Raw genomic sequence first — 14,518 nt, 5'->3', positions numbered from 1 at the left:
TTACCTCCTTTTATCGGCCCTTCGCCAAAAGTCGCTCCAGGTAACCTACGAGCAAACTCAGCGGGAGGGTCAGAGTCAGATAGAAAATGCCCACAAAAATATACACGTCAAACGTCACAAACGTTTCCGCAGAAATCAGGTCGCCGAAATACATCAGGTCGAGGCCCGCGATCACGCCGAGCACGGAGGAGTTTTTGACCAGGTTGATGAACTGGTTGCCCATCGGCGGAATGACCAGTTTGATCGCCTGCGGCAAGATGATGTAGCGCATCGTTTGGATGTAGGTCAGACCGGAAGAGCGCGCCGCCTCGGACTGCCCTTTGGGAACAGCCTGTATGCCCGCGCGGATCGTCTCCGCGATAAAGGCAGCGGTGTAGACGGTAAGACCGAGCGTTCCTGCCACGAACGGCTCCAGGCGCACTCCCACAGAAGGAAGGCCTACAAAAAACAGAAAGACGATAAGAATTAACGGGATATTGCGGATGAATTCCACGTACGCGGTCCCCAGCCAGTTCAGGGGACGCAACGGTGCGATCCGAAAGACAGCGATGATAGTTCCCAGCACAAAACTGCCGACGAGAGCAAGCAGGCTGGCTTTCAATGTATTGCCGAATCCTTGCAAAAACATATCCCAGTTATCAACCAGGATGGACATATCGATCATCTCTGTTGCCGATCCCCCTTTGATGTCAGGAAATAAGTGGCTGAGCGGTAGGGAGACCGCTCAGCCTTGTTCCATGCCCAACCGTTTTATTTTTTTGGTTTTTCCCCGATCCATTTTTCATAGATCTTGTCGTATTCGCCGGTTTCCTTCAATTCTTTCAGCACATCGTTGACCGTCTTCACGAATTCTGCGTCGCCTTTTTTGATCGCGATGCCGTACGGTTCTTCCGTGAAGGTCTCCTCGGTCACGCGGTAGTTCGGGTCTTGCTTCGACATGCCGTACAGCAGCGCGTTGTCCGTCGTGAGCGCGTCGCCTTGGCCTGCTTTCAGAGCGGTAAAGGCTTCTGCGTAGTTTTCAAATTCGAGCACTTCAACATTCGGTGCTTTTTCACGGATGTTTTTGGCGGAAGTGGAACCTTTCGCCGTCAGCACCTTCATGCCTGGTTTCAAGTCAGCCAGACCGTTGATCGGGCTGTCCTTTTTCACCAGCAGAGCCTGACCGGCCATGAAGTAGATGTCGGAGAAGTCTACTTCTTTTTTCCGTTCCTCGGTGACGGTCATCGTCGCGATGATGGCGTCAATTTCGCCGTTTTTCAGCATCGGAATCCGCGTCTTGGAGGTAACTTCCTTCAGTTCGATCTTGTTTTCGTCGCCCAGCACTTTTTTCGCGATCGCTTTGGCGATGTCGATGTCAAAGCCTTCTACGTTGCCAGTCGACGGGTCCTTCAGCCCAAACAGGTTCAGGTCGTATTTGACGCCAACCACGAATTTGTCTCTTTCCTTGATTTTCGCCAGCGTGCCGCCTTCAGCTGCTCCGGAAGCCGCTTGTCCTCCTTGTCCTTCTGGCGCCTTGCTCGATCCACAGCCTGCCAATGCGGTAGCACTTAGCATCAGAACCAATCCCAGACTTGCTACTTTGCCAATCAAACCTTTTTTCATCTGAATTCCCCTTTTTTCTATAGTTATTTTTGTGTGATACCCAATCGATCAGTGATTCAAAATGCGGCTCAGGAACAGGCGGGCACGCTCTTCCCTTGGGCTTGCAAAAAATTGCTCAGGAGCGGCCTCCTCCAGAATCTGCCCTCGGTCCATAAACACGATGCGGTCTGCCACTTCGCGGGCAAAGCCCATCTCGTGCGTGACCACGACCATCGTCATCCCTTCCTGGGCCAGCTTCTTCATGACGTCAAGCACTTCTCCGATCGTCTCCGGGTCGAGTGCCGACGTCGGTTCGTCGAACAGCATGATCTTCGGACGCATCGCCAGTCCGCGGGCGATCGCCACACGTTGCTGCTGTCCCCCCGACAATTGCGTCGGATACTTATCCGCTTTTTCAGGAATACCCACCTTCTCCAAATAGTAGAGCGCGGTTTCGGTGGCCTCTTTTTCCGAGACGCCCAGCACCTTGATCGGAGCCAGTGTAATATTTTGCAGCACGGTCTTGTGCGGATACAGGTTAAAATGCTGGAAGACCATGCCGATGTTGCGGCGCAGCTTGTTGATATCGGTATTTTTGTCGTTCACCTTGACGTTGTCCACCACCAGCTCGCCGCTTGAAATCGTTTCCAAACGATTGATGCAGCGAACCAATGTACTTTTGCCAGAACCGGATGGACCGATGACGACGACGACTTCTCCCTGGTTGATGTGCAGGTCGATGTTCTTCAAGACATGGAAGTTTCCGTAATGCTTGTTTACTTGATGAAAACTGATCAACCAGAATCCCCCTTTTCTCTGTATGTTTATTCATCGTAACGGTGACCCTACTCAAAACTACCGGAAAAGACAAAGTCGTTACTTTTTAATTTACAATTTTCTAAATAAAACAGTTTCTATCGGGAGTAGCCAAAACAGTGACGCTACCGTTTCTTTGCCCCACGCCAAAAAAGCGATGCCCTGGTGAGTCGGGACATCGCTTTTCTCTCATGGAGATTCTCCTATTTTAACGGTTCATCGCCGGTTCTTTTTCCAGCATGGTTCCTTCTTGCGCATAGCGCACATGCCAGGACAACGCTTTTTCCAACACATGCGGTGTATGCCCTCCGCGTGTCAGCGCTTCCTCGAAGTACGCACGCAACTGGTCGCGGTACATCGGATGCGCACAGTTGTCGATGATATTCCGTGCGCGTTCGCGAGGTGCCAGTCCGCGCAGATCGGCCAGCCCCTGCTCCGTGACGATGATGTCGACGTCGTGCTCGGTATGGTCGATGTGGGAAGCAAACGGCACGATACTGGAGACGTTTCCGCCCTTGGCGATGGACTTGGTCACGAAAATGCCCAGTCGGGAATTGCGGGCGAAGTCACCCGAGCCGCCGATGCCGTTCATCATTTTCGTACCGGACACGTTGGTCGAGTTGACGTTTCCGTAGATATCCACCTCGATGGCGGTGTTGATGGCGATCAGACCCAGACGGCGGATGATCTCCGGATGGTTTGTGATCTCCTGGGGACGAAGCAGCAGTTTGTCGCGATAACGGGAAAAGTTCGCGATCACGTGCTTCATTTTTTCTTCCGTCAAGGTGATCGAGCAACCGGAGGCGAAGGAAACTTTCCCTGCATCCAGCAGGTCAAACACCGCATCCTGCAGCACCTCGGAGTAGACAGTCAGATCGGTGAATTCCGAGTGGAGAAAGCCGTTGAATACCGCGTTCGCCACCGAGCCAATACCCGATTGCAGTGGGGCGAGATTTTTCGGCAGCCGCCCTTGGGCAACCTCCTGCCGCAAGAAATGGATCAAATGCTCCGCGATTTGCGCCGTTTCTTCATCCGGTTGAACGATAGAGGACGGCGAGTCAGCCATATTGGTGATGACGATTCCCCGCACTTTCGCCGGATCGACCGGAATTCCCGGCGTGCCGATGCGCTGATCGACCGAGACGAGCGGAATCGGTTCGCGCTCTCCTTGTTTCGCGGGTGAATAAATATCGTGTATGCCCTCCAGCTCTGCTGTCTGGGACAAATTCAGCTCGATGATGACGTGCTCCGCCTGCTCGACGAAAATATTGGAGTTGCCGACAGACGTGGACGGAATAATCATGCCGTCCTCTGTGATTGCAATCGCTTCCACTATCGCATAATGAATACGGTTCAGGACGCCGTTCCGAATCATCTCTGCGGTATGGGACAAATGCTGGTCCACGAACAGAATGCTGCCGTCGTTAATTTTTTTGCGCATGGTCGGGTCAGCCTGGAACGGCAATCGCTTCAGGACGATCCCTGCTTCCGCCATGATGGAATCCACATCGGCTCCCATGGAAGCTCCTGTATATACGTTTACACCAAAAGGTTGACTCTCGTGTTTCGCCCGTTCCGCCAATGTTACTGGCACCACTTTGGAATCCCCAGCGCGAGTAAAGCCACTTAGCCCGATTGTCATGCCATTTTCGATCCAGCTGGCCGCTTCCTCAGCCGTCACGATTTTGTCAGCCATTCGTTTATCGCGTAAGCGCTCCCACATGATAGTGACCCCCTGTACATGTTGATTCTTGTTGTATTTACCCTATCACATGCATTCTGAGCGGACACTCGATTCGGCGTAAAGCAGAATTGTTGGAGGTAAAGCAGCAAAAAAGGCCGCAAACCATTCTCACCGCACGGCGGCTTAAAAACCCAGCAATTGGCGGAACGAACTGGAGTACGTCTGGCTGACCGGCACACGGGTTTTGTGCTTGTCCTTCATCTCCAGCAAAAAGGTGGAATGAAAATGCGGGTGAATGAATCCGATTGCTTCCAGGTTCACAAAATAAGACCGATGGCAGCGGACAAACTGGTTCGACGGCAAAATTGTTTCCAGCTCCCCCAAGGAATACTTGTTGGCGTACGTGCCGTTTGCCGTATGCAGGAACGTCTTGCCTTCATTCGAGCTGATGAAGACGATTTCGTGCAATTGGATCGGCCGCCAGCCGTCTTCGTCTTTGCCGATCAAAAAAGACAGGCGCGGCTCCTGCGCAGGCAGCGGCAATGCTTGCGGGGCGTAGATGGCCGTGATGCATCCCATCACCCGTCCATGGTTGACCAACGGCAGCGACAGACCGTAATAAGGCACGCCAAATACGCGGCTCTCTACATAATGGCCCACTTTTCCCATCTCTTGCAGCGCTTGATAAGTAGCAGAGCCCTCCGGCACCAAATCGCCCGGGCGGATTTTCAGATCGATGACGGAGCTGGGCCGGTAGTACAAATAACTCGATCCGTCCGAGATCGCGATGGATACGCCATCTGGTACGACTTGCCCGATCATTTGCAGCACTTCTGGCACCAATGTGTCATCCATTATGATTCCCCCTGCCCCTCCTGAAATAGTCCTTCCTTATTATTAAACCACATTTTTGCACTCGGAAAGCGAGCCTTGTCTTTCCATCTGCCCGCTACCCGAACCAATAGCGCAGCACCATGATCGCCACGATTCCAAATACGACCGTCCCCAGCAGGCTGCGCGTCTTCCACGCCACCAGAAAGGTCGGGATGGCCGCGAGCAGCTCCACGTTGGTCGACAAGGACGCCCATTTCCCTTCGTGCAGCAACACTTCCTGCCCCACCAAGGCAGCCATGACGGCAATCGGGACGTGGCTGAGCCAGCGAATCCCCCATTCCGGCAAGGCCACTCGACTAAGCAGCATCAAAGGAAGCACCCTTGGCAGAAACGTCACAAAGGCAGCCCCGAGAATAATGAGCAGAACCTCCCACCTTACTTCCATTTTTCCATCACCAGCCCTATCGTGGAAGCGATCACCGTTGCCGCGATCACCCCGACATTTCCTCCAAACATGATGGAGGCTCCCACCGTAATGACAACCGCGCTGACGGCCACCACGCTATCGAGCAGCCACTTTTTGCGGCTCACCATCGACAGCACCAGCAGCCCGATGAACATTGCCGGCAGCGCGAAATCGAGACCGAACTTCTCGGGTTCCGCGATCCATTGCCCGAAGTACGCTCCGGCGATATTGGCGATGAACCAGTTGCTGTAGGCCGTGATGTTGAGGCCGTGCATCCAGCGCTCACTGATGCGGTTTTGCTTTGCCGCTTCGTTTATCGCCACTCCGAAGGTCTCATCGGTCAAAAGCGCCCCGACCAGCATGTTCCGTATTCCGGACAGATGGCGAAAATAGGGCGATAGTGCCGCGCTAAGCAAAATGTGCCGCAGGTTCACGAAAAAAATGGTGATAATGATCGCCGATGCCGAACCGTTGGCAGCCAGCATCCCCGCAGCGATGAACTGCGCAGAGCCAGCGTACAGGCAAAGCGACATCAAGGCGATTTCCGCCACAGAGAGACCCGCCGTTTTTTCCACTACCCCTGCCGCAAAGCCAATGCTCAAATACCCGAGCAGCGTCGGGATGCAATCCTTTACCCCTTGCAGGAAGGAGTCCTCTCCCCGCAGCGCCGCATCGGCTCTCATGCCAATGTTTTGCTCCCTCATCCTGTCTCTCCCCTACTTTCGTCGACTTCCGGACAGCGCTTCTTCTCACTTGAACCGCTTGCCCGTCACCACATGAAAAAGGTCCGGCCTGCTTCTCCAGAGCGCCTCCACTCTCTTAGGGCCCAATACCTTCGTCACTTCCCCCAGCACGATGTCGTGCCGGATGTACTCCACCGCGATGAGAACCAGCGCCGGGTCTTCCGTCTTCACGGCCCACGTGTTCGCGCCTGCGCCAAAGCTCGCGATCAGCACTTCCTCCTGATCGCGGGCCACGATGCTAAGCCGTCCTCCCATCCGCTCCTGCACGACTTCCGGAGACATGTAATCGTGATGATAGGTCGAGCCAGCCTGCATGTCTTTCGGGCCAAACAACATGGTAAAGACCGCGATGCCGTCGTCGATTCGCGCGTCGATCTTCGTTTGCAGCAAAGGAAGTTGCGGTTCCCAGACCGACAGCCACAGCTCCTCCCTGGCCTTGCGGATCATGTCCGCCATTTCGGCGATCACCAAATCATCGCCGTCGATGCGTCGAATGACATCAACTTCACGCTCGCTCTCCAAAGCCGACAGCTCTCTCTCCAAATATTCAAACGATTGTTCAAATTGCTGGCGCTGTCGCATGACCAGTTCTTTGGCAGGCAGCGGCGAATACGTCACCGGCTCGGTCGGAATGAGATAGACCGCCCCTTTGTCGACGAGCTTGCCCAATACTTCGTAGATCATCGAGCGCGGTACGCCGGATCGTTTGCTGACTTCATAGCCATTGCTCGGATGATGCTTCAGAAGAGCGATGTACGCCTTGCATTCGTACTGGGAAAACCCGAGCTTTTGCAGCTCCTTGTATAGTTGCTCCATGGCCGCTCCTTTAGTAGTTAGTATTATACTTACTATAATGCGCCCGTTTTCCATCTGTCAATCCAACTGGAAAACTTTGTTGCGCCCATTCGAGCTGCTCTTTTCTGTAAGAAAAAAACAGAGGAGAGCATCCGCTCTATCCTCTGTCCGTGTCTTCCTGGCCCAAGTATCTTCAGGCCCTGCGCATTTCCTTTCCCCTGCTTACGTGAGCCGAAAATCAACCTCGTCCGTCGCTGGCAAATAGTCGACGGTCAACCCTTTCCCGTTCATGTACCACAGTTCATCCTTTTCCATATAAAACGTAATGCCGTCCACCACTGTCATGATGCCCGCTTCGTTCGGCTGCTCTTTGGCGATCCCCAGGGAAAACGAGTCCTGCACCGTGCTCACACCGCCATACCGGACAAAAAAGCGAATGCTGTCTCCCGCCTCACAGCCCCATTCCTGGCGAAACCAATCCACTGCCGCGGCAGTCACAGTCAGATTCATCTCTCTCACTCCTTTGATGAAAGAAGGCTAGTGTATCGTATACCTATCCTCTGTAGTTTACCTCACTTTCTAAATATGTACAGTAAAAAAGTATACTAATCTCTGTGTTGCAACTGCTAAACCGGCACTTTCGTCGCGCTCACACAAAAAAACCGATTCCCCTGGTGGAAATCGGTTCTGCACGCCGCAACGCTATTGCCTGAGCGGCAAAGTAACCAAAAAGCTCGTTCCGACGCCTTCCTCGCTGTTCACCTGGATTTTTCCGTTATGCGCATCCACGATCCATTTGGCGATGGACAGACCAAGGCCCGTCCCTTCCGTCTGCCGCGAGCGCATCTTGTCCACCCGGAAAAAGCGGTCAAACAGAAACGGGATGTCCTCTTTCGGAATGCCGATCCCGGTGTCCCTCACCATGACGGCGACCCGCTGCCCCTCGCGCCTGCAGGAGACGTAGATTCTGCCGCCTTCATTCGTGAATTTCAGCGCGTTGTCCAGTAAAATGACCAGCAGCTGATGCAGCCGTTCTTCGTCGCCGACGATTTCCAGCGGCTGCTCGATGTCTGTCTCCAGGCTGACTTCCTTGACGATTGCCATCTCGGAAAATACCTGTGTGCACTTGAGCACCAGCTCATCCAGCCGGAGCCTTTGCTTCATGATTTGCAGCTCGTTCGAGTCGCTTCGGGCCAGCGTCAACAGGTCGGACACCAGCTTGGTCAGCCGCCGCGCCTCCTGCATCCCGACCATGATTTTCTCGCTCTCCTGCTCAATCGTGTGATCCGGGTAGCGAAACAGCCGCTCCAGATTGACCAGGATGGCTGCCAGCGGCGTGCGCAGCTCATGCGAGGCATCTGCGATAAACTGCTGTTGCTTCTCCCAGGAGATCTGGATCGGGACGAGGGCCCGCCTGGCGAGAAAGAGCCCGGCCACGATGGCAATTCCCACACTGACTGCATCCCCGATCGCGACGACGTAGAGCAGGCTGCTCAACATGTTTTTCTCCGGAGCCAGATTGTAGACCACCTGATATTGCATGGCGAGCAGCAGGCGATCGCCGACCACTACTTTTTTCGGGATGGTGACAGTTTGTACCCGATACTGTTCGCCGTTAACGGATAACGTCTCGATGCCATCCTCTTTGCCGATGCGCCGAAAATTCGGCAACTCTTCCGGCTCCAGCCGCTCTCCGAACGCCGTGCCGATCACTTGTCCCATCCCGTCCCAGACGATCAGGGCGTAGCGACGGTCCAGCTCGTTGAACTTTTTCCGCTCGATGCGGTTGTACGGAAACAGATCGTCATTGATCCGCTGGAGGCGTGGCAGCGGATCGTTTATCAACCGCTGCGCTACCTTTGTCAATTCACGATCCACCTGCGAATACAGCCGATACTTCATCGTGTAATAGACGGCGCTCCCCAGGCCGTTGAGCAACAGGAACACGACGATGACGTTCAGGGCCACCAGGCGAATCCGGGTTTTTTGAAACATCATCGTTCTTCCTTTTTCAAAATGTAGCCCACGTTGCGGATCGTGCGGATCAGGCTCTCATGCGGACCGAGCTTCTTGCGCAAATAGTGAACGTACAGGTCAACGACTCCGTAGTTGGCGTCGGAGTCGATGCCCCATACCCGGTCAAAAATTTGCTGGCGGGTCAGAATCTGTTCCCGGTTTTGCAGAAAGTATTTGAGCAGCTCGTATTCCTTCGTGGTCAGCTTCATCGGTTCCTCATCAATGAATCCATCGTATTCGTTTACTTTCAGGGAGAGGGGGCCGTACGACATCTCGCCCTCTGCCCCTGTCTTGCCATGGCGGCGCAGCAGTGCGCGTAATCTGGCCGTCAGCTCTTCTGCAGCAAATGGCTTGACCAAGTAATCATCCGCACCCGCATCCAGGCCCTCGACCCGGGACTTTACACTGTCCTTTGCCGTCAAAAACAGCACGGGAGTCGTGATGCCTTTGGCGCGCAACGTTTTGACCAGCGTCAACCCATCCATGCCCGGCATCATGATATCGAGCACCAGCAAGTCGTAGATTCCCCGCTCCGCCAGCAGCAGCCCGTCGTCTCCACGTTCGGCGGTATCCACTTGATAGCCTTCATCCGTCAAGACGCCGGCGATCGCCTGAAGCAAGGCTTGTTCATCCTCTACTGCAAGAATCAGCATGCGTATCCCTCTTTCATCTGAAAAAAGCCGCTTGTCCAAGCTTCCTTATTTTTCGATGCTCACCGTCTCGGCTTTCGGCTTGCGAGACGGCAGTGTGATCCGTACGGCCTTCTTCAATCGGATCGTGATATCATCCAGCATAGCATAAACGACAGGAATGACAACGAGCGTCAGCATGGTAGAAAAGAGCAGCCCGCCGATCACCACAGTCGCCATCGGAGCCTGGCTCTCTGCGCCTTCGCCCAGTCCCAGCGCCAGCGGAAGCAGTGCCAATACCGTACAAAACGTCGTCATCAAAATCGGCCGCAGTCGCACCGGACCTGCCGTGAGCAATGCTTCCGTACGGTCCATGCCGTCTCTGCGCAAAATATTGGTAAAGTCGATCAGCACGATCGCATTGCGCACAACCAGCCCCGCCAAAAGGATCAGCCCGATAAAGGCGGGCACGCTGACCGGCCTTCCCGTGACCCAGAGGCTGAACGTCGCCCCGAAGATCGACAGCGGTACGGACAGCATGATCGAGAGCGGATATACCATCGACTCGAACTGCGCGGCCAGGATGATGTACACCAGGACAATCGCGAGTCCAAACGCGATCAGCAAGCTCTTGGTAGATTCGTCCATCTGCTGGTTTTGCCCCTGTTTCTCGATCGTATAGCCCGGCGGCAGCGGATAGGTAGCGAGCACCTGATCGATGGCGGCGGTGACGGTTCCCAGGTCTTGACCCGGCGCGGTCGACGCGGTCACATTGACGACGCGTGTCTGGTTGTAGCGCTGGATCGACTGCGGGCCGTTTGCCATCACGACGTCAGCCACGTCCTTGATCTGGATCAGCTCGCCTTTTGGCGTTGTCAGTAGCAAATTGCCGATTTCCTGCATGCTGCTCACCTGCCCGCCCGAAAGACTGAGCGTGACATCTACTTCTGTCCCGGCTGTTTCAAATTTGGTAGCCACTTGATCCCTCAAGGCCGTCTGAATGGTGCTGGAGATGAGGCTTTGCGTCACTCCGAGGTCTGCCGCACGCACCCGGTCCAGTTTGACCTGGATTTCCGGACGGGATTCCTCCAGGTTGTTGTCCGCCTCACGTACGCCAGGCACTTCGCTGATCGCAGCTGTCAGTCCCTCTGCCACTTCCTTCAGCGTGTCTTCATCATTTCCGCGAATCGCGTAGGAGATCGGTGCAGCGCCGCCAAACTGGCCGCCTCCACCGCCCAATCCAGGCAAAGTCGCGCCGCCCGCCTCGCTGACGCGCAGCCTCGCCCCCGGGAAGCGGTTCAGCTTTTGCCTGATTTCCTCTGTGACTTCTGCCGTAGTGCGCTGGCGCTCCGACTTGTCGGAGAGGATGAGCAGGAAGGACCCGGCCGACGTGGACGCCGAGTTGCCCCGCGTCGCATTGGTCGATCCGAGCGCCGTAAAGATCGTCTTCACTTCAGGGATGGTCTCCAGCATGTTCTCGGCCTGCTCGACGACTTTGCGTGTTTTTTCCAGCTCGGTTCCGTTCGGCATCGAAATGGAAACGTTGATTTGCCCCTGATCGGAAGTCGGAATGAACTCGGAGCCGATAAACGGAATCAGCCCCACACCTGCCACCAGCGACGCGGTGCCGATCACCAGCACCGATTTCCGATGGTACAAGGACCAGTTCAAAATGCGTCGATACCCCGCCAGGATGCGAGAATCGCGGCGCTTTTGGGCATGCGCTTCCTGCAGCCTGTCTTTTTTGTGCGCGATCGTCCACTTGGATGTCAGCATCGGCGTGACGGTCAAGGAGACGATCAAGGACGCGAGCAAGGAGAAGGATACGGTAACCCCCAGGTCGCGGAACAGCTGCGCCGTGACGCCTTCCACGAACACGATCGGGAAGAATACGGCGACAGTGGTCAAGGTAGCGGCAATGACCGGCATCGCCACTTCTTTTGTGCCTTTAACGGCGGCGTCCCGGATGGACAGGCCCGTCTCCCTGTGGCGGTGAATATTTTCCAGCACGACAATCGCGTCATCCACGATCATCCCGATTCCCAGCGTCAAACCGCCCAGACTCATGATGTTGATCGACATGTCCGCAAAGTACATGAGCGTAAAGGTGGAAATGACGGAGACCGGAATGGCCGTCGCGATGATGACGGTGTTGCTCGCGCTCTTCAAAAAGAGCAGGATGATCAATATCGCCAGCACCCCGCCGATCAAGGTGTCGTGAACCAGCGTGTTGATCGACGCGCGAATGAACGAAGACTGGTCGGACAATGCCATGACAGACATCGACTGCGGCATGCTCGTACGCTGCTTGTCCAGTTCGGCGTACAGATCATCGACGACCGCTACCGTGTTCGTACCAGACTGCTTCATGATGGACATCGTGACCGTCGTCTGTTTGTTCAATGTGTTCTCGATGGATACTTCTTTATAGCCATCCTCGATGACTGCCAGATCTTCGAGGAAAATGCGGCTTCCGTCTTTTAGCGGGATGGATACTTTGCGAATGTCATCCACCGACTTGAATTTCCCCAGAGAGCGCACGGTGTAGGAGACGCCACCCTCCGTAATGTTCCCGCCAGAGGAATCGAGGTTTTGGCTCTTCAGTTGCTGGCTGATGTCCGAGAGCGTGACACCGTACTGCTCCAGCTTGCTCTTGTCCACCACGACCTTGATTTCCCTGTCCAAACCCCCGGAAACGGTCACAGACGCGACACCATTGACTCGTTCAAGCGCCGGCGCGATCGTGTCCTGGACATAGCTTTTCAACTGGTCGGCACCCATGTCTGCCGAAATGGCGAGCGTCAGCACAGCCGTGCTGTTCGGGTCCATCCGGGCAACCGTCGGAGAATCGACATCATCCGGCAGGGAGCGCTTCGCCCGCTCTACCTTTTGCGTCACCTCTGTGACGGCCTTATCCAGGTCGGTGCCGTAGGAAAACTCGACGATGACCATCGATGAACCTTCCCTGGAAGTAGACGTCACGGATTTGATTCCTTCTACGGAGGAGACGGCTTGCTCTATCGGCTTCGTGACGAGGTTCTCCATTTCCTCGGGACCGACCCCGGAGTAACTGGTGATGACCGCGATGGTCGGAACTTCAATTTTCGGATACAGATCGATCGGAATCCGGCTAAGTGACATGATTCCCAAAATGATTACGATAAGGACTCCCATCATGACTGTGACGGGACGACGAATGGCGCGTTCCGATATATGCATGGGGTTCACCTATCCTTTTGGGGTCGCCGAAGGCTCGGAGTTCTCTGTACTGTTTGATTGTCCGGACGACTGACCTTGTGAGTTTCCTTGGCTTCCCTGGCTGCCTTGGCCACCTTGCCAGTCCTGACGGCTTTTCCTGCCCTGGCCTCCTTGGCCGCCCTGCCAGCCTGCTCCGTTGCCCTGGCCGCGCCCTTCTGCCTTTTTGCCCGCTGCGTTTTGCAACTGATTCGGGTCGATGACCGCCACAGCAGCATTGTCCGTCAGTGTATTTTGCCCTTGGACGACGACGGATTCTCCGCCCTGCAATCCGGTCAAAACCTCGATTTTCGTACCATCCGATTCGCCTGTCGTCACCGTCACCTGCTTTGCCTTTTCACCATCGACGACAAACACATACGAGCTTTGTGCCTTCGTGATAACTGCTTCACGCGGGACGATGATGGCCTGGTGCGGACTGCCCTTCACTTCGATGGAAGCTACCATCCCGGCCTTTGCGCGCAGATCAGGGTTGGGCACCTCGATTTCGATCGGATACGATTTGCTCGAATCCGCGATCGGGCTGACCGAGGTAATTTTTCCGTTCACCGTCAGGTTCGCAGAAGGAACCTTGACCGTCACGCTTTGCCCTGGCTGGAATTGACTGACTTGTCCCTCACTTGCCTTCGCGGTCACCTTTAGCGTAGAGTAATTGACCACCTGTGCGACGACAGCGTTGTTGGATACATTCTCCCCGATTGTGGCAGACAAGGACCCAATCACACCGCTAATCGGCGATTTGATCGTCAGGTTTGCCACATTCAGCTGGGCCAGGGCATAGTCCGCTTCCGACTGCTTCAGTGCCGCAGCTGCCGAATCCACGGACGCCTGCGTCGGTCCTTTTTTCTCCTGCTGTGCTTTCTGTATTTGGTTCTCCAGGTTCGTCTGGGCTGACACCAGCGCCAAGCGTGCCTTTTCTACCTCGGATGTAGAGATTGCGCCTTCCTGAAACAGCTTTTCCGCACGCTCCAAATCTACTTTTGCCGCGTTCGCCTTGTTTTGCAGATCAATCAAAGAGTTGGCGGTCTGTGCCAAAACTTCCGCCTCCGTTCCCTGGGTCGCCTCCGCATACCTCGCTTTGGCAGACATTAAGGAAGCCTGCGCTTTTTGCATTTGGATCTGCAGCTCTTGTCCGTCCAGAATGGCGATAGGCTGTCCACTCTTCACCTGTTCCCCGACCTTGACGAGAACCTGCTGGATACGTCCCGTCGCCTTCGACGGCACATCGACCTGCTGGATCGCTTCCAGTCTTCCTGACAAGGTCATCTGTACCGCAAATTCCTCTTTCATGGCTTTCTGCACTTCCACAGGAACTGCCCTGGCAGCCTGACTATTTCTCCTGTTCGCACCTCCAGGATTGCTGGAGCATCCGGCCACCACGGCCAATACCAACAGGCCCATAGTGATGTTACGAATCGTTCGATTCACCTTGCTTTCCTCCGTTTCGTCTTCCCTCTGGCTTGGGCCAAAAGACAGGCATATGTATAGCTAAACTCATTAGAGCACGTATTTTTTTGAATTAGATTTGAATATACAAAAAATACCGTTTCCCTTGGGATAAAACAAAAAAGCTGTATTCGCCATTACTTTCGCAAGTAATCGGGAATACAGCTTTATTCGTTCGTTCGCTGAAAACTGGATCTGCATGCTTGCCAAGGGTGTGTGGATAAGTCCTCGACCGATTAGTATTCGTCAGCTC

The 14,518-nt window shown here is 54.8% G+C and carries 14 protein-coding genes; all 14 read right to left on the bottom strand.

The window, feature by feature from the left end; translation table 11 throughout:
• Positions 1–10 precede the first annotated feature (10 nt).
• Positions 11–664 (bottom strand): amino acid ABC transporter permease, encoded by a 654-nt coding sequence (locus ACFSO0_RS05975; RefSeq protein ID WP_376877728.1) that lies wholly within the window; start codon positions 662–664, stop codon positions 11–13.
• Between the two features lie 86 nt (positions 665–750).
• Positions 751–1,602: a transporter substrate-binding domain-containing protein gene (locus tag ACFSO0_RS05970; RefSeq protein ID WP_376877725.1), complete on the bottom strand. Its 852-nt coding sequence runs from the start codon at positions 1,600–1,602 to the stop codon at positions 751–753.
• A 48-nt stretch (positions 1,603–1,650) separates the two neighbouring features.
• The gene (locus tag ACFSO0_RS05965; RefSeq protein ID WP_376877722.1) at positions 1,651–2,379 is read right to left on the bottom strand and encodes an amino acid ABC transporter ATP-binding protein; all 729 of its coding nucleotides are present in this window, start codon (positions 2,377–2,379) and stop codon (positions 1,651–1,653) included.
• A 226-nt stretch (positions 2,380–2,605) separates the two neighbouring features.
• On the bottom strand, positions 2,606–4,120 hold the full coding sequence (gene scpC, locus ACFSO0_RS05960) for a succinyl-CoA:acetate CoA-transferase ScpC (RefSeq protein ID WP_376877719.1): 1,515 nt from the start codon (positions 4,118–4,120) through the stop codon (positions 2,606–2,608).
• Between the two features lie 144 nt (positions 4,121–4,264).
• Positions 4,265–4,936, bottom strand: a complete 672-nt coding sequence (locus ACFSO0_RS05955) for a LytTR family DNA-binding domain-containing protein (protein ID WP_376877716.1) — start codon at positions 4,934–4,936, stop codon at positions 4,265–4,267.
• A 94-nt stretch (positions 4,937–5,030) separates the two neighbouring features.
• Positions 5,031–5,360: an AzlD domain-containing protein gene (locus ACFSO0_RS05950; RefSeq protein ID WP_376877713.1), complete on the bottom strand. Its 330-nt coding sequence runs from the start codon at positions 5,358–5,360 to the stop codon at positions 5,031–5,033.
• Entirely contained in the window at positions 5,351–6,085 is a 735-nt protein-coding gene (locus ACFSO0_RS05945; protein ID WP_376877710.1) for an AzlC family ABC transporter permease, read from the bottom strand. Before ACFSO0_RS05945 ends, ACFSO0_RS05950 begins: the two co-directional genes overlap by 10 nt.
• 45 nt (positions 6,086–6,130) lie before the next feature.
• Positions 6,131–6,940 carry a TrmB family transcriptional regulator gene (locus ACFSO0_RS05940; RefSeq protein ID WP_376877707.1) on the bottom strand — a complete coding sequence of 270 codons (810 nt, stop codon included), beginning with the start codon at positions 6,938–6,940 and terminating at the stop codon, positions 6,131–6,133.
• Between the two features lie 201 nt (positions 6,941–7,141).
• Complete coding sequence (locus ACFSO0_RS05935) at positions 7,142–7,429, bottom strand: HesB/YadR/YfhF family protein (RefSeq protein WP_376877704.1); 288 nt, start codon at positions 7,427–7,429, stop codon at positions 7,142–7,144.
• Positions 7,430–7,621: 192 nt separating this feature from the next.
• Positions 7,622–8,917, bottom strand: a complete 1,296-nt coding sequence (locus ACFSO0_RS05930; protein ID WP_376877701.1) for a sensor histidine kinase — start codon at positions 8,915–8,917, stop codon at positions 7,622–7,624.
• A complete protein-coding gene (locus ACFSO0_RS05925) occupies positions 8,914–9,588 on the bottom strand; it encodes a response regulator transcription factor (RefSeq protein WP_376877698.1) in 675 nt (224 codons plus the stop codon). The genes ACFSO0_RS05930 and ACFSO0_RS05925 overlap by 4 nt, the downstream gene beginning before the upstream one ends.
• A 45-nt stretch (positions 9,589–9,633) precedes the next feature.
• A complete protein-coding gene (locus tag ACFSO0_RS05920) occupies positions 9,634–12,783 on the bottom strand; it encodes an efflux RND transporter permease subunit (RefSeq protein ID WP_376877695.1) in 3,150 nt (1,049 codons plus the stop codon).
• 9 nt (positions 12,784–12,792) lie between these two features.
• On the bottom strand, positions 12,793–14,247 hold the full coding sequence (locus ACFSO0_RS05915) for an efflux RND transporter periplasmic adaptor subunit (protein ID WP_376877692.1): 1,455 nt from the start codon (positions 14,245–14,247) through the stop codon (positions 12,793–12,795).
• Between the two features lie 91 nt (positions 14,248–14,338).
• A partial coding sequence (locus tag ACFSO0_RS05910; protein ID WP_376877688.1) for a hypothetical protein occupies positions 14,339–14,518 on the bottom strand: 180 nt, incomplete at its 5' end.

This window comes from Brevibacillus sp. GCM10020057, from assembly GCF_042683565.1.
GTDB lineage: Bacteria > Bacillota > Bacilli > Brevibacillales > Brevibacillaceae > Brevibacillus.
The sequence above is the reverse complement of the archived record's forward strand: the minus strand, read 5'-3'. Positions and strand labels throughout refer to the sequence as shown.